This is a genomic window from Streptomyces sp. BBFR51, assembly GCF_044591655.1.
GTDB lineage: Bacteria > Actinomycetota > Actinomycetes > Streptomycetales > Streptomycetaceae > Streptomyces.
The window spans coordinates 3,585,283-3,603,089 of record NZ_CP172448.1; the positions used below are offsets into that span (position 1 = coordinate 3,585,283).

The 17,807-nt window shown below is 71.5% G+C and carries 14 protein-coding genes; 9 read left to right on the forward strand and 5 right to left on the reverse strand.

The window, feature by feature from the left end:
• The first annotated feature begins 58 nt into the window (after nt 1-58).
• Both ACGH7X_RS16200 and ACGH7X_RS16205 read left to right on the forward strand, forming a co-directional pair.
• Entirely contained in the window at nt 59-547 is a 489-nt protein-coding gene (locus tag ACGH7X_RS16200; RefSeq protein ID WP_399885987.1) for a DUF485 domain-containing protein, read from the forward strand.
• On the forward strand, nt 544-2,154 hold the full coding sequence (locus ACGH7X_RS16205) for a cation acetate symporter (RefSeq protein ID WP_399885990.1): 1,611 nt from the start codon (nt 544-546) through the stop codon (nt 2,152-2,154). Before ACGH7X_RS16200 ends, ACGH7X_RS16205 begins: the two co-directional genes overlap by 4 nt.
• 75 nt (nt 2,155-2,229) lie before the next feature.
• Here ACGH7X_RS16205 and ACGH7X_RS16210 read toward each other — a convergent pair whose 3' ends face one another.
• From ACGH7X_RS16210 to ACGH7X_RS16220, 3 genes are all read right to left on the reverse strand, one after another.
• The gene (locus tag ACGH7X_RS16210; protein ID WP_399897060.1) at nt 2,230-3,120 is read right to left on the reverse strand and encodes a cellulose-binding protein; all 891 of its coding nucleotides are present in this window, start codon (nt 3,118-3,120) and stop codon (nt 2,230-2,232) included.
• A 169-nt stretch (nt 3,121-3,289) separates the two neighbouring features.
• On the reverse strand, nt 3,290-6,028 hold the full coding sequence (locus ACGH7X_RS16215) for an SUKH-4 family immunity protein (RefSeq protein WP_399885992.1): 2,739 nt from the start codon (nt 6,026-6,028) through the stop codon (nt 3,290-3,292).
• Between the two features lie 7 nt (nt 6,029-6,035).
• Nucleotides 6,036-7,031, reverse strand: a complete 996-nt coding sequence (locus ACGH7X_RS16220; protein ID WP_399885994.1) for an SMI1/KNR4 family protein — start codon at nt 7,029-7,031, stop codon at nt 6,036-6,038.
• A gap of 274 nt (nt 7,032-7,305) precedes the next feature.
• On the opposite strand from ACGH7X_RS16220, the gene ACGH7X_RS16225 reads away from it, so the two are divergent.
• Nucleotides 7,306-7,836, forward strand: coding sequence for a YwqJ-related putative deaminase (locus ACGH7X_RS16225; RefSeq protein WP_399885996.1), 531 nt, complete (start codon nt 7,306-7,308; stop codon nt 7,834-7,836).
• Between the two features lie 98 nt (nt 7,837-7,934).
• Nucleotides 7,935-8,429 (forward strand): SUKH-3 domain-containing protein, encoded by a 495-nt coding sequence (locus tag ACGH7X_RS16230; RefSeq protein WP_399885998.1) that lies wholly within the window; start codon nt 7,935-7,937, stop codon nt 8,427-8,429.
• Nucleotides 8,430-8,461: 32 nt separating this feature from the next.
• Here ACGH7X_RS16230 and ACGH7X_RS16235 read toward each other — a convergent pair whose 3' ends face one another.
• Nucleotides 8,462-9,778, reverse strand: coding sequence for a sensor histidine kinase (locus ACGH7X_RS16235; RefSeq protein ID WP_399885999.1), 1,317 nt, complete (start codon nt 9,776-9,778; stop codon nt 8,462-8,464).
• 412 nt (nt 9,779-10,190) lie between these two features.
• Here ACGH7X_RS16235 and glmU point away from each other — a divergent pair, with 412 nt between their 5' ends.
• From glmU to ACGH7X_RS16260, 5 genes are all read left to right on the forward strand, one after another.
• Entirely contained in the window at nt 10,191-11,639 is a 1,449-nt protein-coding gene (gene glmU / locus ACGH7X_RS16240; protein ID WP_399886001.1) for a bifunctional UDP-N-acetylglucosamine diphosphorylase/glucosamine-1-phosphate N-acetyltransferase GlmU, read from the forward strand.
• 134 nt (nt 11,640-11,773) lie between these two features.
• The gene (locus ACGH7X_RS16245; RefSeq protein ID WP_399886003.1) at nt 11,774-12,748 is read left to right on the forward strand and encodes a ribose-phosphate diphosphokinase; all 975 of its coding nucleotides are present in this window, start codon (nt 11,774-11,776) and stop codon (nt 12,746-12,748) included.
• Nucleotides 12,749-12,975: 227 nt separating this feature from the next.
• On the forward strand, nt 12,976-13,566 hold the full coding sequence (locus tag ACGH7X_RS16250; RefSeq protein ID WP_399886005.1) for a 50S ribosomal protein L25/general stress protein Ctc: 591 nt from the start codon (nt 12,976-12,978) through the stop codon (nt 13,564-13,566).
• 94 nt (nt 13,567-13,660) lie between these two features.
• Nucleotides 13,661-14,263: an aminoacyl-tRNA hydrolase gene (gene pth / locus ACGH7X_RS16255; protein WP_399886007.1), complete on the forward strand. Its 603-nt coding sequence runs from the start codon at nt 13,661-13,663 to the stop codon at nt 14,261-14,263.
• Between the two features lie 52 nt (nt 14,264-14,315).
• A complete protein-coding gene (locus ACGH7X_RS16260; RefSeq protein WP_399886009.1) occupies nt 14,316-14,822 on the forward strand; it encodes a hypothetical protein in 507 nt (168 codons plus the stop codon).
• A gap of 141 nt (nt 14,823-14,963) precedes the next feature.
• Here the strand turns inward: ACGH7X_RS16260 and ppc are convergent, their stop codons facing one another.
• Nucleotides 14,964-17,711: a phosphoenolpyruvate carboxylase gene (gene ppc, locus ACGH7X_RS16265; protein ID WP_399886011.1), complete on the reverse strand. Its 2,748-nt coding sequence runs from the start codon at nt 17,709-17,711 to the stop codon at nt 14,964-14,966.
• Nucleotides 17,712-17,807 lie beyond the last annotated feature (96 nt).

Below are 17,807 nucleotides of genomic sequence, written 5' to 3' on the forward strand. Positions count from 1 at the left end.
CCGCCCCCCACCTCCTGCGGTCCGCCGCTCGGACCCAAGCCGCGCAAGGAGAACCGGGATGTCCTACGACCCGTCCCCGTCGTACCCGCACCGACCACCACCGCCGTACTCCACCCCGCCGCATCCCGCACCGCAGAACCCCGCACCGCGGTACGCCCCACCGTCGTACGCCCCACCGTCGTACCCCCCACCTCCGTACGCCCCACCGCCGGCCACCCACAGGGCTCCCCGGCGTGATCCGCTCGGGCGCCACAGCGACCTGCGGATCCTGCGCAGCGCCTACCGCTGGCAGCGGCGCACCGCCACGCTCACCGCGCTCGGCTACTTCACGCTGTTCCTGATCCTGTCCGCGTACGCGCCCGGGTTCATGACCGGCACCGCCGCCGGCGGGCTGCCCACCGGGCTGCTGCTCGCCCTGGTCCAACTCCCCGTCACCTGGCTGGCGATCGCGCTGTACGAGCACACCGCCCGACGCCGCGTCGACCCGCTCGCGGACCGGATCCGCAAGGAGGCCGAACTGGACGCCCGGCGGGAGGCGGGACGATGACGGAGTTCAGCGGCAACGCCCAGACGATGTCCCTGGTCGGCTTCACCGCCGTCGCCACCGTCACGCTGCTGCTGTGCGTGATGACCGGCCCCGACCGGGACGACCTCGACGAGTTCTACACCGGGTACAGCTCCCTGTCCCCCATGCGCAACGGTCTCGCGATCGCCGGCGACTACATCTCGGCGGCGTCCGTGCTCGGCACGGGCGGCGTCATCGCCCTCTTCGGCTACGACGGGGTCGTGCTGGCGCTCAGCACCGCGCTGTCGCTGATGCTGCTGATGTTCCTGCTGGCCGAACCCCTGCGCAACGCGGGCCGGTTCACGATGGGCGACGCGCTGGCCCGCCGGATGCCGGGACGGGGCGTACGCATCGCGGCCTGCGCCGTGACCATCGCGGCGCTCCTGCCGCTGATGCTGGTGCAGCTCGCGGGCACCGGCCAACTGCTCGCCTTCGTCCTCGGTTTCTCCGGCGAGTCGCTGCAGACCGGCTGCATCATCGGCCTGGGCGTGCTGATGATCAGTTACGCGGCGATCGGCGGGATGAAGGGCACCGCCCTCATCCAGATCCTCAAGATCGTGATGCTGCTCGGCTCGGGCGCCGTGGTCGCCGTGCTGATCCTGAACCGCTTCGACTGGGACCCGGCGGCGCTGTTCGACACGGCGGCGGACCGCAGCGGCGTGGGTTCGGCGTTCCTGAACTCGGGACTCCAGTTCGCCGGCGGCCCCCACCCCGACGCGGACATGATCTCCTCGCAGCTGACCGTCGTCCTCGGCGGCGCCTGCCTCCCCCACGTCACCATGCGCATGTACACCGCGTCCTCCGCCCGCCAGGTGCGCCGCTCGATGTCCTGGGCGGTGTCGAGCGTGGCGCTGTTCGTGCTGGTCGTCACGGTCGTCGGCTTCGGCGCGACGGCGCTGGTGGGGCGGGCGGTCGTCGCGGGGATCGACCCGCAGGGCAACACCGCCTACCTGCTGGGCTCCCAGGCGGCCTTCGGCGCGCAGGTGTCCACCGCGGAAACGTTCCTCTTCACCATGGTCACCACCGCCGTCTTCCTCACCCTGCTCGCCTCCGTCGGCGGCATGATCCTCGCCTGTGCCAACTCCCTGGCCCACGACGTCTTCGCCACCCGCGTACAGGAGATGTCACCGCGCCGCGAGATGGCCCTGGCCCGTGTCTCGGCGCTGGCCGTCGGCATCCCCGCGATCGTCCTGGCCACCCTCGTCCAGCACCGCAGCCTCCAGCCGCTGGTGACCCTGTCCTTCTGCCTGGGCGCCTCGGCCATCGCCCCCGCCCTGGTCTACGGCCTCTTCTGGCGCCGCTACACGCGTGCCGGCCTGCTCTGGACCCTCATCGGGGGCTCGCTGGCCGTCCTGCTCCTGATGCCGGGCACCAACCTGGTCTCCGGCTCACCGGTCTCCGCCTTCCCCGAGGCCGACTTCAACTGGTTCCCGTTCACCACGACGGGCCTGGTCACCATCCCGCTGGGCTTCGCCTGCGGCTGGCTGGGCACGATGCTCTCCGGCCGGCGCAAGGCGCAGGAGCAGCGCCGGCACTACGAGGCGGTGGAGAGCTGGATCCTGGCGGGGGCGGTCCGCAGGGGCGACTGACGGCGTGGGTGCCGGCATCGGCGTCGGCGCCAGCACCGGCGTCAGGGACGGGGACGGGGAAGTGGCCCCTCGGCCTCACTCCACCGCCCGGCCCGTCAGCGAACTGAGATTGCTGCGCACGGAGGCCATGTGGGCCTGGAGTTCGTCCCACCGCTCCCCGTGCTCACGCAGCACCCGTTCCGTCTCGCGGGCGATCCGCTCCTGACACACCCGGGCCTCGGCGACCACCTCGGCCGCCCGGGCCCGGGCCTCCTCCTGCCGCCGTCCGGCCGCCTCCCGCGCGTCGGCCAGGTCCTGCTCCGCCTCGCGCACCCCCTGTTCGGCGCGCGCCACCAACTCCTCGTGGTGGGCGTCCAGGGCCTGTGCGCGCTCGTGCTCGGTCCGCTCCGCCGCGGCCCACCGCTCGGCGAGCCCCCGGCGCTGCTCGGCCAGCATCCCGGTGGTGCGCCTGCGCATCTCGCGCAGCGCGGAGAGCGCCTCCCCGCGCGCGGCCTTCACCTCGCGCCGCGCCTCGATCCGCGCCTCGTCGGCCTCCGCGCGCGCCGCGAGCAGCCGCTGCCGGGCCCGTTCGTCGGCCTCGTCGCGTACGGCGTCGGCGTGCGCCCCCTCCGCCTCCCGCACCCCGGCCGCGTACTCCCGCGCCTCCTCCATCAGCCCCTCGGCCGCACCGCGCGCCCCCTCACGTACGGCCTCGGCCTCCTCCCGGCCGAGCTGGAACAGGTGCCGCGCGCGCTCCCCGAGCGTCTCGTAGTCCTGCGAGGTGAGCTGTGCGACCACGTCCCGCAGGTCCTCGAGCTCCTCCTCCATCTCCCGGGCCAGCACGGTGAGGCGGGCGGCCCGTTCCCAGGCCGCGTCACGGTCCTCGGAGAGACCCGCGGCGCACTCCTCCACCTGCTCGGGACGGTAGCCGCGCTCGCGCCCGCGTACGGTCACGAAGCCGTGGGGAGACGCCGCCGCGCCGCTCATGCTCATCACACCCCTGTGGTGAACCTGCCGTACTAAATGGACTTAACCGACTTTATGGATCGGATGTAAGCCCTCATAGTCCGACACACCGCGCACAAAGGGCGGGGCCCGGTCACCCTCACAGGTCGACCGGGCCCCGCCCGTCGGACACGTCAGCGGCGCGAACGCCTCACAGCAGCCCGTCCCACATCTGCTCCAGCAGCACCGACCACCAGCTCTCCGGCGAGCCGAGCGCCGCCGGGTCCAGCGCGGCCAACTGCGCCTGGAAATCCACCGTCCAGCGACCCGCCTGCTCCTGGTTCAGACCGAACCTGAGCCGCCACATCCGGCCCAGCAGCGCCAGGCAGCGCGCGAACTCCGGCAGCCCCGTGTTCACGAACTGCGGCGGCACCGGCGCACCGCCCGGACCCGCCTCCACCGGCACCGCCACGATGGCCGCCGTGCCGTACTGCACACAGATCGCCCGGCCGAAGTCACTGCCCACGACGAGGTACGACCCCGCGTCCGAGGCTGGCTGCACGCCCCGCTCGGCCGCCAGCTCCGCCAGCGTCGGCACCGGACGCCCCGGCTGGGCCTGCGCCCAGAAGAACGGGCCCATGTCCGACGGCAGCCCCGCGGCCACCAGCGTGTGCGCCACGACCGGCGGCACACCCTGCCGGGACACCGCGGCCTGCTCGAACCGGAAGACCCCGGGACCGAACGCACCGGCCAGCTCCTGCCCGACGGCCTCCGGCGGAACGGGCGGTACCGGCTGCACCTGCGGCAGCGGAGCACGCACCGGCGCCGGGCGTGCCGGACCGTCGGCCACCTGGTGCAACTCGCCCTGGTGCGCCAGCAGCTGCTGCATGCCCTGCTGCCGGCTCGCGTGGTCCAGACCGTACGGCGCGATGGAGGTGATCCGCGCCTGCGGCCACTGCTCCCGGATCATCCGCGCGCAGTACGCACCCGGCAGCTCGCACGACTCCAGCTCCGTGTGCAGCTCCAGCACCTGGTCCGGCGGCACGTTCATGGCCCGCAGCTCGTGGAACATCTGCCACTCCGGGTGCGGCGTACCCGGCGCGGAACGCCGGATCAGCTGCTGCTCGGAGCCGTCCTGCGCGCGGTAGCGCAGCACGGCCTGGTAGCCGGGACCGACGGTCGGCTGACCGGTGGGCTGCGGCGGATAGCCGTACGCCGGCGGCTGACCGGGCCCGGGCTGCCCGGGCGGCGGCACCGCACCGGGCGGCATGGGCTGCCCGCCACCGGGGGCACCCGGCGCGCCCGGAGGCGGCGGCGGAGCGCCGATGCCACCGGGACCGCCCACCGAGGGCGAGGCCAGCATGGTCTGCGCGTGGTGCACGGCACCGCCCGCGCCACCCGAAGAACCCTGCGGCCCCGGCGCACCGGACGCGCCACCCGGAACCCCGGGAGCGGCCGGCGGAGGCGGCGGCGCACCCGGCCCGGAAGGCGCACCCGGCACACCGGGAGCGCCAGGAGCGCCGGGGGCACCAGGAGGCCCTGGAGGCGCGGGAGGCTGAGGGGCACCGCCGCCCGTCCGGCCCGGGTCGGCCAGCATCGTGGCGGCATGGTGCATCCCGCCCGGCGGCGTCCCGCCCGGAGCGCTCGGCGCAGGCGGGGTACCCGGCGCACCCGGAGCGCTCGGCGGAGGCGGCGTACCCGGTGCCCCCGGCCCGGCCGGAGGCTGCGGCGCGTTGGGCGGAGGCGGCGTACCCGGACCGCCCGGCCCCTCGGGGCCGAGCGACGACACCAACTGCGTCGGCACGTAGCCACCCGCCGGCGGCGCACCCGGCGCGGGAGTCCCCGACGGCGCGGGCGTACTCCCCGGACGCGCGCCCGGCACACCCGGGGCGCTCGGCGGAGGCGGCGTGCCCGCTCCACCGCCACGGCGCGGCGGAGGCGCCGCCTTGCTGGTCGCGGCGTCCGCGATGTCCCCGGCGTTCGGCGCGAGCGACCGGGGCGGCGTGGCGGGCGCACCCGCGGCGGCGGACGGCTGGACCACGGGCGGCGTCGGCGGCGCGGGCGGCGGCGTACCCGCCCCGGCGGGCGCGGCCGGCGCGTTCGGGTCGCCGAGCGCCGGGGAGAGCGCCGTCGGCGGAAGCCGGCTGCCGCCCGACATCAGCGCCGTCTTGGCGTCCGGCGTCACGGAGGGCGGCGGCGTGTCGTCGTCGGAACCGCTCAGCGGCGGCGCGAACACCGTCTGGGGCAGCGGCACGGAACGGTCCTCACCGGCGTCCGCGTTGGTGTCCGTCCCCGCCCACGGAGTCGCCCCGGCAGGCGCACCCGGCGCACCGGACGCCCCCGCACCCGCGCCGGAGCCACCGGCGCCCGCCCCGGCGGCCGGCCACCCCGCACCGCTCCCCTGACCACTCCCCTGCGCATCCGCCGACGCCGCGGGAGCCGACGGCACACCGGCCTGCGTCTCCGGAAGCGCGGCACCGGCCCCCGACCCGACACCGGCGCCGGCCCCGACACCACCGGCACCACCGGCGCCCCCTGTGTCACCGCCGCCCTCGTCGCCCCGCCGGCGATCCGGAATGCCGATCCTGTCCGCCGCCTCCTGCAACCACTCCGGCGGACTCAGCAAGAAGGACGTCTGATTCAGATCCACCCGCGCCGCAGGCGCCGGCGCGGACGCCGCGGCCTCGTCGGCACCGCCGTACTCCTCCTCGTACCGGCGGATCACCTCACCCACCGGAAGCGAGGGCCACAGCGTCGCCTCACCGCTGTCCCGGGCGATCACCAGCCGCTGCGCACCCCCGTCCGAACGCGGACCGTCCGTCCGGTCCTCCGCCCACACCACGAACCCGAGGTCGAACTCCCGCACCCGCACCTCACGGTGCTGATACGCCGGCAGCTCGCCGTTGACCCACTCCTCCGCGCGCTCCTGCGCCTGCGCGTACGTCACCATCGTCAGCTCACTCCCCTACAGACGCCGACGTCACGGGCACCGCACGCGCGAAACCGCCGTCCACCATCAGGTTCGCCACCGTCTCCAGCTCCGGCGGGGACCCCGCCAGCCGCGACAGGAACGCGTCGAAGTCCTCACCGCAGGGCGCCAGCAGCCGCTCCACGCGCTCCGCCGGCGGCCACGAGGGATCCACGTCCCGCACGTCGTCGTAGGCACAGAACCACACCGAACCGATCCGCTCGCCCTTCACCTTCACGGCGAGCAGACCACCCTGGACGAACGCGACGCCCAGATAGTCCTTCGTCAGATGGTCCCGCAGACACTTGTTCACATAGACCAGGTCATTGACCGCCGCCTCCTCACGCACCGTGAAGAACGGCTGGTCGACCAGCAGCCCCAGCTCCGCGTCGAGCGCCGTGCCCGCCGGCGCGCAGCCACCCGCCGCCTTCAGGAACGACCGGTACGCACCCGGCAGCCGGTACCCGAGATCCTCCTCGACACCCTGCACCTGCTGCTCCGTGACGGCCACACCCGACTTCGGCAGACCGAAATGCGCCGGACGCGTCTCCTGCAACGGCCGCGTACCACGCTTGCCCTGGTCCACCGCCGCCGTCGAGATCCCGCCGTGGTGGCGCAGCAGCGCCTTCACCTCCACCGGGACCAGCTCCATCCGCCGCGAACCGGCCACGTGGTGCCACGTCCAGCCGTGCGGCGTCGCCACCGCCGGCACCGTGTCCCACAGCTCGTGCCCCGACGCCGACAGAGCCGCGTTGGCCGACACGTAGTCCGTCAGCCGCAACTCGTCGACCCCGAACCCCTCCGGCGGATCCGCGATCTCCGCGACCGCACGGGCGTACGGCGCGAAGACGGGGTAACCACCCTCGTCCACCCGTACCCCTCTCGGGTGACGGGCCGCACGCACCGGATCCGGGAAATGCACGACCTGCCCGGCATAGGCCGCGTTCGGCGGCGCGGCTTGCTGCCCGAGCCGACCTGTCGTCATGGCGGTTGCCCCCTGCGGCGTCTGTCTGATCTGTCTGCACTGTCTGGTCACCGCATACGATCGCGGTCCCGACAGCCTATGCGGTACGGCGAGAGGGGTCACCGGCACCGGACCCCGCGCCGGACACCCACGCCTCCGCTTCCGTGACCAGCCGTCACCCTCCCGTGACACACCGCCCATACCCGGGCGTGTCGCCACGCCCCAGCTTCCACAGCAGCCACGGGATTTGGCACTCTGTGACCTTCGGGGGGATGCTCAGGAGGGGAAGACGATCATGAGTGCGACACAGACGGGACCCGACACCGGGCGGTCCGACGACCCCCGCGGCGGCGACCCCCGCATCGGCTGGAGCAGCGCCGACGCCCAGCACGCCCCCACCCTCCGGCACCGCCGCGACGGCATACTCCCCACCGTCGCCGCCGCCCTCTCCGTACGCGGCACCACCCTCACCGGCACCGCGACACGCGCCGACGCGCCGCCCGCTCTGCACCATCTCGTCCAGGACTTCCTCGACACCCTCACCAGCGGTCAACGAGACCGTTACACCGGCCGCTGCGCCGAGACCATCCTCATCTCACGCCACCTCGCCACCGCCGACGCCGCCCGCAGCAAACGCGCCGCACGAAAACCCATGACCAACGGCGAAGCCCGCAAAGCACTCAAACACGCCAAACTCACCACCCGCCGCATCCGCGAGGACGGCGACCCCCTCCACGGCGCCTTCGCCGCACCCTGCCGCGCCTGCACCGCCCTCAGCGCCCACTTCGGCGTCCGCGTCGTCGACCCCACGACCAGCGAGGACTGACACCCGGCCACCCGCCACCCCCACACGACCGAGCCGCGCCACACGACACGAACGACACGACCGAGCCGCAAGAGCCGACCGAGACGAACCAAGGGCCGATGCAAGCCGACCGCACCTCCACCACCCGCTTCCCCGTCCCCGTCGACGCCGCACTGCGCGACGCCGGCTGGCAACCCGGACGCTGGGACATCAAACAGGCCGAGATCTGGGCCGACACCCTGCGCGAACACACCTCACCCGCAGGACACCGCCACACCGTCTTCCCCGCCGCGGTCGAGGCCTGGGCCGAATTCGGCGGCCTCCACCTCGCACCCACAGGGCCCGGCCGCCAGATCGCCCCCGCCACCCTGCACCTGGACCCCCTGCACGGCCTCCACATGGCCCGCACCCTCGGGGACCTCGGCCGCGCCCTCGACACCCAGACCTGCCCCCTCGGCACCGAGACCGACAGCCAGGCGCTCATCGCCATCGACGCCGAAGGCCGCGTCTACGTCCTCGACCACACCGGCGACTGGTACCTCGGCCCCGACATCGACACCGCCCTCGCCACCCTCGTCTCCGGCACCCAGCCGGCCCGCCTCACCACAGGCTGACCCGACCACGCGACGACCACACGACGGCCGGGCTACGACGCCGGAATCACCGCCGACACCCGGAAACCCCCCGCATCGGTCGGCCCCGACACGAACACACCACCCAGCGCGGCCACCCGCTCCTTCATCCCCACCAGCCCATTGCCACCCGACGGCAACCGTGCCGACGACGCCGCCGAGACCTCCGGCGGCGGCTCGTTCTCCACCTGCATCGCGATCTCCGAGACCCGATGCGCAAGCCGCACATGCGTCTTCGCACCCGCCGCATGCTTGTGCACGTTCGTCAACGCCTCCTGCACCACCCGGAACGCCGTCGACTCCACCTCCGCCGCATACGCGCGCTCCTCCCCCTCCACGGACAGATTCACGACCATCCCGGCCGCCTCGGACTGCCCGACCAACTCGTCCAACTCCGACAGACACGGCCCGTCCGACGACTCCCCGTCCTCCGCAGCCCGCGAAGCCGCCGCCGCAGCAGCCACCCCCACCGCCGCCAACGGCACCGACGCCCGCTCCGCCCGCGCACCCTCCCCACCACTGCGCAACACCCCGAGCATCTCCCGCAACTCCGTCAGCGCCTGCCGCCCCATGTCCCCCACCAGGGCCGCGTTCTTCACCGCCTTCTCCGGATCCTTGCGAGCCACCGCCTGCAGCGCCGCCGCATGCACCACCATCAGACTCACCCGGTGCGCGACCACGTCGTGCATCTCCCGCGCGATCCGCGTCCGCTCCTCACCACGCGCCCACTCGGCACGCTCCTCCGCCCGCTCCGCGAGCAACTGCAACTCCCGCTCCAGGCTGTCCGCCCGCTCCCGCAGGCTCTCCATCAACCGCCGCCGCTGCCCCACGTACAGACCCAGCAACAGCGGCGGCGCGGTCAAGCCGAGCGACGACCCGATCGACGCGAACGGGAAGAACCAGTCCCCCAGGTCCACGCCGTCCCGGCCCATGCCCTGCCGCAACCGGACGAACGTCACGATCAACGTCCCCAGGAACGACATCCCGGCCAGGGCCCCGATGATCCGCCGCGGCAACTCCGACGCCGCCAGCGTGTAGAGCCCCACGATGCCCAGCAGGAAGCCCATCTCCGCCGGCGTGATCGCGATCGCCACCAGCACCACCGCGATCGGCCACTTACGCCGCACCACCAGTACCGAACCGGCCAGCAGCCCGAACAGCACACCCATCGCCAGCGGAATCCCGGCGTCCCGCGCGAACGGAACCCCCTCCGCCGCGCACTCCAACGCCGACACGACACCGAGGCTCACATCGAGCACCGCGCCGCGCCGCCTGTCCCACCACCAAGGCCCACCCCGGGCCGGCACGTGGTCTTCCCCCGTCGTGGTCATGCCTCCAGCCTACGGGCGCGCACCGCCCCTTTTCCGGTGACTTTCGACAAACGATAGGACGCGATATCCCTCGAACTGGCGAACCCCGGGCCGTTCACCACCTGCTCGAACCCGTCGGTCCGCAAAAGCGCCGATCTGTACCGTCGCATCGAAGGCTCTTGGTACGGCATAGTGTTGGGTGCCGACTCGACGACCTGACCAAATGTCCGGTTCAGTCGAATTTCATCCCCCATGGTGTAATCAGGCAGCACTGAGGGTTTTGGTCCCTTAAGTTCAGGTTCAAATCCTGATGGGGGAGCTGTCGCTTCCGGGCCCTGACATCACTGTCGGGGCCCGCACTCATGTCCGCCACAAACCGCCCCGGTATCCTGCGGATGTCCACCCCCACCCCCTCAAAGCCGAAGGGCATCCCGTGAGCGCCATTCGCCCGGCAGCCGTCGTCGTTCTCGCAGCGGGTGAGGGCACCCGTATGAAGTCGGCCACACCCAAGGTCCTGCACGAGCTGTGCGGCCGGTCCCTCGTGGGGCACGTGCTCGCCGCCTCCGACGAGCTGGACCCCGAGAACCTGGTCGTCGTCGTCGGGCACGCCCGCGAGAAGGTCACCGCGCACCTCGCCGAGGTCGCCCCCGCCGTACGCACCGCCGTCCAGGAGCAGCAGAACGGCACCGGGCACGCCGTGCGGATGGGCCTGGAGGCGTTGGGCGGTGCCGTGGACGGGGTCGTCGTGGTCGTCTGCGGTGACACCCCGCTGCTGACCGGCGAGACGCTCAAGGCCCTCGCCGCCACGCACTCCTCCGACGGAAACGCGGTCACCGTGCTGACGGCGGAGGTGCCGGACGCGACGGGGTACGGCCGGATCGTGCGGGACGGTGCCTCGGGTGCCGTCACCGCGATCGTGGAGCACAAGGACGCCTCCGAGTCGCAGCGGGCGATCCGGGAGATCAACTCCGGGGTGTTCGCCTTCGACGGGCAGCTGCTCGCCGATGCGCTGGGCAAGGTGCGGACGGACAACAGTCAGGGTGAGGAGTACCTGACGGACGTTCTCGGGATCCTGCGTGAGGCGGGGCACCGGGTCGGTGCGTCGGTGGCCGGTGACCATCGGGAGATCGCGGGGATCAACAACCGTGTGCAGTTGTCCGAGGCCCGTCGGATTCTCAACGACCGGTTGCTGACGCGGGCGATGCTGGCCGGTGTGACGGTGGTGGATCCGGCGACCACGTGGGTCGACGTGACGGTGACGTTCGAGCAGGATGCCGTCGTTCACCCGGGTACGCAGTTGCACGGCTCGACGCATCTCGCCGAGGGCTGCGAGGTCGGGCCGAACTCCCGTCTCACGGACACCAGGGTCGGTGCGGGCGCGCGGGTGGACAACACCGTCGCCTTCAGCTCGCACGTCGGTCCGGAGGCGAGCGTGGGCCCGTACGCCTATCTCCGTCCGGGCACCCGTCTCGGCCGCAAGGCCAAGATCGGCACGTACGTCGAGACGAAGAACGCGTCGATCGGTGAGGGGACGAAGATCCCGCACCTGTCCTACGTGGGTGACGCCACGATCGGGGAGTTCACGAACATCGGTGCCGCGAGTGTGTTCGTGAACTACGACGGGGAGAACAAACACCACACGACCGTCGGCTCGCACTGCAAGACGGGTTCGGACAACATGTTTGTGGCTCCTGTCACGGTCGGGGACGGTGCGTACACCGCCGCCGGCTCGGTGATCACGAAGGATGTGCCGCCCGGTTCGCTGGCCGTGGCCCGTGGCCAGCAGCGGAATATCGAGGGTTGGGTGGCTCGGAAGCGTCCGGGGAGCGCGGCGGCGAAGGCGGCCGAGGCGGTGTCCCGTGAGGCGGGCGGCGAGGACTGACCGGAAACCGGCGCGTCGAACACGGCGTACCGTGATAAGTGCACATCCGCACCCCACCAGCTGAGACGCCTCCCGCACCCAGCCGGGAGAGCGTTCAGGACGCTCAGCTGCGAAACCTCTGAGGAGAAAGTGCTGTGACCGGGATCAAGACGACCGGCGAGAAGAAGTTGATGTTCTTTTCCGGCCGCGCCCACCCCGAGCTTGCCGAGGAGGTCGCCCAGCAGTTGGGTGTCGGGGTTGTCCCGACGAAGGCCTTCGATTTCGCGAACGGTGAGATCTATGTGCGTTATCAGGAGTCGGCGCGAGGTGCGGACTGTTTTCTGATCCAGAGCCACACGGCTCCGATCAACAAGTGGATCATGGAGCAGCTGATCATGATCGATGCGCTGAAGCGCGCGTCGGCCCGCTCCATCACGGTCATCGTGCCGTTCTACGGTTACGCGCGACAGGACAAGAAGCACCGGGGGCGTGAACCGATCTCGGCGCGTCTGATCGCCGATCTGATGAAGACGGCGGGTGCGGACCGGATTCTGACCGTGGATCTGCACACGGATCAGATCCAGGGTTTCTTCGACGGCCCGGTGGACCATCTGTTCGCGCTGCCGCTGCTCGCGGACTACGTGGGCGCGAAGGTGGACCGTTCGAAGCTGACGGTGGTGTCTCCGGACGCGGGCCGGGTGCGGGTGGCGGACCGGTGGTGCGACCGGCTGGGCGCGCCGCTGGCGATCGTGCACAAGCGGCGTGACAAGGATGTGGCGAATCAGGTCACGGTGCACGAGGTGGTCGGTGATGTGAAGGGCCGGATCTGTGTCCTGGTCGACGACATGATCGACACGGGTGGCACGATCTGTGCGGCGGCGGACGCGTTGTTCGCGCACGGTGCGGAGGACGTCATCGTGACGGCGACGCATGGTGTGCTGTCGGGTCCTGCGGCGGACCGGTTGAAGAACTCGAAGGTGAGTGAGTTCGTGTTCACGGACACGCTGCCGACGCCGAACGAGCTGGAGCTGGACAAGATCACGGTGCTGTCGATCGCGCCGACGATCGCGCGTGCGGTGCGTGAGGTGTTCGAGGACGGCTCGGTGACGAGCCTGTTCGACGAGCAGTGAGCGTCGTGCAGTAACCGTTCTGCAGGGTTCGCTCCTTGCGTGACCTCTGATCGTTTTGGGTACGGCCTTCCTCTGCGAGTAGACTGCTGAAGTTGCTCGGCGAGGGAGGCCGTACGCGTCTTTTCGAAGGCGTGTGTACGGCGGTCCGTTATCGACGCGCTCTTCGTAGCAGGCCGTTCGTGGCCGGGTGACCACGTCCGTTCCTGATTTTTCTACGAGGAGTGATCATGTCCGAGGTAAAGCTCACCGCCGTGACGCGTACCGAGTTCGGCAAGGGTGCCGCGCGTCGTATCCGTCGTGACAACAAGGTCCCCGGTGTGCTGTACGGCCACGGTTCGGACCCCCTGCACCTGACCCTTCCGGGTCACGAGCTGCTGATGGCGCTGCGTACGTCGAACGTGCTGATCGCGCTGGACATCGACGGCAAGACCAACGAGCTGGCGATCCCGAAGTCGATCCAGCGTGACCCGATCAAGGGCTTCCTGGAGCACGTCGACCTGCAGCTGGTGAAGCGCGGCGAGACCGTGTCGGTCGAGATCCCCGTGCAGGCCGAGGGCGAGCTGGCCCCGGGTGGGTTCCTGCTGGAGTACGTCCTGGACGCGCTGCCGGTCGAGGCCGAGGCCACCCACATTCCGCAGCAGGTCACCGTGTCGGTGGCGGGTCTGGAGGCCGGCGACTCGATCCAGGCCAAGGACATCGCGCTGCCGTCCGGTGTGAAGCTGGACGTGGAGGGCGACACCGTGGTGCTGCAGGTCCTGTCGGCGCAGGCCGAGGAGGCCCCTGCCGAGGGCGAGGACGAGACGGCCGCCGAGGCCTGATCCCTCTCCCCTACGGTCATCGTTTGGTCGGCCGCTGTTCCCGTGCGGGGCAGCGGCCGACGCGTATGTGTGGACAGGTCCTAGGTGAGGAGACATGGACGTGACGACGGACGCGGGCGCTCCCTGGCTGGTGGCCGGGCTCGGCAATCCGGGCCCCGAGTACGCCGCGAACCGGCACAACGTCGGTTTCATGGTGGCGGATCTGCTGGCGGAGCGGATCGGGGCACGGTTCAAGCGGCACGGCAAGGCGCAGGCGCAGGTGGTCGAGGGGCGGATCGGTCCGCCGGGGCCGGTCGGCCGGCGGGTGATCCTGGCGAAGCCGATGTCGTTCATGAACGTGTCGGGCGGGCCGGTGACGGCGTTGCGGGACTTCTACAAGGTGCCGGTCGGCAACATCGTCGCGATCCATGACGAGTTGGACATCGACTACGGCGTGCTGCGGCTGAAGCTGGGCGGTGGGGACAACGGGCACAACGGGCTGAAGTCGATCACGAAGTCGCTGGGTCCGGAGTATCACCGGGTGCGGTTCGGGATCGGCCGGCCGCCGGGGCGGATGCAGGTGGCGGATTTCGTGCTGCGGGACTTCGCGTCGGCGGAGCGCAAGGAGCTGGACTACTTCGTGGACCGGGCGGCGGACGCGGTGGAGGCTCTGGTGATCGAGGGTCTTGAGCGGGCGCAGAGCGCGTACAACTCCTGACTTGTCCGCTGATGGTTCGCGGGTGAGTTGACCGAGCGCGCAGGTATGGCCAATGATCCCGGCCATGCCTGCCTCTGCCGCCGCCCGTCCTCGTCAGGCCTCGTCAGCTCTGCTGCGGTTCGGCCGGATCGCGGGGATGGGGACGGTCACGGCACTGATCCTGATCGCGGGTGTGTGGGCGTCGTGGGGTACGGCGCAGTACGTGCTGCTGACCAAGGGGCGGGAGCAGGGCACGGTCGAGGTGACGCGGTGCGGCGGCGGTTCGTGCAGTGGGCCGTACTCGCCGGTGTCGGCGGGGTCGCAGGCGCGGGAGCGGGTGGTCGTCGAGGACTCGGTCGCCGTGGCGAAGGGCCGGACGTACTCGGTGGTGGTGAAGCCCGGCAGCGACGAGGTGGTGCGCTCGGGTCCGGCCGGGGTGCTGTACGCGTGGGTGCCGTTGGGCGGGGCGCTGCTGCTGGCGTCGGTGGTGGTGGCCGGTGGGTTGCGGCGCACGCGGGTGGCGTGGGGGATGGCGGGGGCGGGAGTGGCACTGCTCACGGCGGCGTTCTTCGCGGTGTGACGCCTCCGGCTGCTCTCCATCTGCTCCGGCTGCTTCTGCTGCTTCTGCTGCTTCTGCTGCTCCGGCGTACGACGTGAACGTGACGGTGCCCCCGTGCTCCTGGTGAGCGCGGGGGCACCGTCGTCGGTACGCCGGTTGCGGTCAGCCGGTGTTGCGCAGGCCCGCGGCGACGCCGTTGACCGTGAGGAGCAGGGCCCGGGCGAGCAGCGGGTCGGCTTCCTCGTTCGCGGCGGCGGCCTCGCGCTGGCGGCCGAGGAGGGCGACCTGGAGGTACGAGATCGGGTCGAGGTAGGCGTCGCGGATGGTGAAGGTCTGCTTGAGGACCGGGTCGGCGTCCAGCAGTTCGTTCTCGCCGGTGACGCGCAGGACTTCGGCGACGGTGAGTTCGTGCTCGGCCTTGATGGTGTCGAAGACGTGCTTGAGCTCGTCCGGCACGAGAGTGTCGACGTAGTGCTGGGCGATGCGCAGGTCGGTCTTGGCGAGGGTCATCTCGACGTTGGAGATGAAGTTGCGGAAGAAGTGCCACTGCTGGTGCATCTCATCGAGGACCGTGTCCCCTTCTTGCCGCAGGCCCGCCTCGCGCAGCGCCTTCAGCCCGGAGCCGACGCCGTACCAGCCGGGGACGATCTGCCGGGACTGGGTCCAGCCGAAGACCCACGGGATGGCGCGCAGTCCGTCGAGTGAGACGCCGGAGCCGGGGCGGCGGGAGGGCCGCGAGCCCAGGTGCAGGTCGGCGAGCTGGTCGACCGGCGTGGAGGCCAGGAAGTACGTCGGCAGGTCGGGGTCCTCGACCAGCTTGCGGTAGGCGGTGTGGGCCGCGTCGGAGACGACGTCCATCGCGGCGTCCCAGCGGGCGAGGGCCTCGTCGGACTGGCGGGGCGCGGTGTGCAGGGCGGAGGCCTGGAGGGTGGCCGCGACGGTCAGCTCCAGGTTCTCCCGGGCGAGGGCCGGGATGAGGTACTTGTCGGAAATGACCTCGCCCTGCTCGGTGACCTTGATCTCGCCCTCGAGGGTGCCCCAGGGCTGGGCGAGGATCGCGTCGTGGGTGGGGCCGCCGCCGCGGCCGACGGTGCCGCCGCGGCCGTGGAAGAGGCGCAGCCGCACGCCGTAGCGGTGGGCGACGTCGCGCAGACGCCTCTGCGCCCGGTGGATCTCCCACTGGCTGGTGGTGATGCCGCCGAACTTGGAGGAGTCGGAGTAGCCGAGCATGACCTCCTGGACGTCGCCGCGCAGGGCGACCAGACGCCGGTAGGAGGGGTCGGCGAGCAGGTCCTCCAGGATGGTGTCGGCGGCCTTCAGCTCGTCGGTGGTCTCCAGGAGCGGCACGATGCCGATCTTGGCCCAGCCGGCGTGCAGGTCGACGAGTCCGGCCTCGCGGGCCAGTACGGCTGCCGCGAAGACGTCGTCGGCACCCTGGCACATGGAGATGATGTAGGACTCGACGACCTCGGGTCCGAAGACCTCCAGGGCGCGCCTGATGGTCTGGAAGACGCCGAGGGTCTTCTCGCCGGGCGCGTCGACGGGGGCCGGGGTGGGGGCCAGGGGCCTGCGGGAGCGCAGTTCCTTCGCGAGGAGCTTGGCGCGGTACTCGCGGGGCATGTCGGCGTAGCGCCAGGATTCCTCGCCGAGCCGGTCGAAGAGCTGGCCGAGGGCGTGGTGGTGGGCGTCGGCGTGTTCGCGGACGTCCATGGTGGCGAGCTGGAGGCCGAAGGCGGCCAGGGTGCGGATGGTGCGGGCGAGGCGGCCGTCGGCGAAGAGGCTGCCGCGGTGTTCGCGCAGGGAGGTCTGGACGATGCGCAGGTCGCCGATGAGTTCGGCGGTGCCGAGGTAGTCGCGGCCGTCCTCGTGGGCGGTGCCCTTGGCGAGGCGCAGCTTGGTGTTCTCGAGCTTCTGCCGGATGCAGGTGGCCTTGAGCCGGTAGGGCTCCTCGGCGTTGAGCCGCTTGTAGCGGGGGCTGATCTCGGGGAGCCGGTCGAGGTCGGCCTGGAGGGAGGCCAGGAGCTCCTCCGTCGCCCCCGCGTAGCGGATGGAGTTGGAGAGGAAGCCCCGCAGCTCGTCGATCATCTCCAGGGCGTCGTTGATGCCGTGCTCGTGCTGGAGGATCAGGACGTCCCAGGTGACCTGGGGGGTGACGTTGGGGTTGCCGTCGCGGTCGCCGCCGATCCAGGTGCCGAAGGTGAGGGGGCGGGTGTCGTCGGGGAGCTTGACGCCGGCGCGCTCCAGTTCGGCGGTGAGGTCTTCGAGGACGTCGCCGACGGCGCCCGCGTGGAGTTCGTCGAGGTAGTAGATGGCGTTGCGGGCCTCGTCGGCGGGCTCGGGGCGTACGACGCGCAGTTCGTCGGTCTGCCAGACGAGGTCGATGTTCTCGGCGAGGCGGGTGTCGAGGCGGCGGCGGTCGGACTCGTTGACCGGGGTGTCCAGGAGGGCGGCGATGCGGCGCAGCTTGTTGAGGACGGAGCGGCGGGCGGCCTCGGTGGGGTGCGCGGTGAAGACGGGGCGCACGTTGAGGTTGCGAACGGTCTCGCGCAGGTGCTCGGGGTCGGCGTCCTTGAGGCGGTCGGCGGTGCGGGCGAGCAGTCCGCCTTCGGCGGCGCGCTTGGCGCCCAGTTCGCGGCCTCGGTGGACCTGTTCGGTGACGTTGGCGAGGTGGAAGTAGGTGGAGAAGGCGCGGACCAGCTTGGCCGCCGTCTCCAGTTCCGTGCCGCTTAGCAGTTCGGCGGCGGCCTCGCCGTCCTCGCGGGTGAGTCGGCGTACCTTCTCGACGAGTTCCAGCAGCTCGGGGCCTTCCTGCCGGACGAGGGTCTCTCCGAGGAGGTCACCCAGTCGGCGGATGTCGGCGCGCAGCTCGCTGCTGGTCGTCGTGGTGGTCTGGTCGTCGGCACTGCTCACAGGTGCGGCTCCTTGCAGTGTTGAAGCTCGTCTGGAGGGAACCCGGACGGCCGTCTCACGCGGCGGGCGCCGCTTACCGGGCCGGACGTCCGGGAA

Coding starts and splice junctions, on each gene's coding strand:
- ACGH7X_RS16200 (WP_399885987.1), top strand. CDS start 59: ATGTCCTACGACCCGTCCCCGTCGTACCCGCACCGACCACCACCGCCG.
- ACGH7X_RS16205 (WP_399885990.1), top strand. CDS start 544: ATGACGGAGTTCAGCGGCAACGCCCAGACGATGTCCCTGGTCGGCTTC.
- ACGH7X_RS16210 (WP_399897060.1), bottom strand. CDS start 3,120: ATGAGCGGCGCGGCGGCGTCTCCCCACGGCTTCGTGACCGTACGCGGG.
- ACGH7X_RS16215 (WP_399885992.1), bottom strand. CDS start 6,028: ATGGTGACGTACGCGCAGGCGCAGGAGCGCGCGGAGGAGTGGGTCAAC.
- ACGH7X_RS16220 (WP_399885994.1), bottom strand. CDS start 7,031: ATGACGACAGGTCGGCTCGGGCAGCAAGCCGCGCCGCCGAACGCGGCC.
- ACGH7X_RS16225 (WP_399885996.1), top strand. CDS start 7,306: ATGAGTGCGACACAGACGGGACCCGACACCGGGCGGTCCGACGACCCC.
- ACGH7X_RS16230 (WP_399885998.1), top strand. CDS start 7,935: ATGCAAGCCGACCGCACCTCCACCACCCGCTTCCCCGTCCCCGTCGAC.
- ACGH7X_RS16235 (WP_399885999.1), bottom strand. CDS start 9,778: ATGACCACGACGGGGGAAGACCACGTGCCGGCCCGGGGTGGGCCTTGG.
- ACGH7X_RS16250 (WP_399886005.1), top strand. CDS start 12,976: ATGTCCGAGGTAAAGCTCACCGCCGTGACGCGTACCGAGTTCGGCAAG.
- pth (WP_399886007.1), top strand. CDS start 13,661: ATGGACGTGACGACGGACGCGGGCGCTCCCTGGCTGGTGGCCGGGCTC.
- ACGH7X_RS16260 (WP_399886009.1), top strand. CDS start 14,316: ATGATCCCGGCCATGCCTGCCTCTGCCGCCGCCCGTCCTCGTCAGGCC.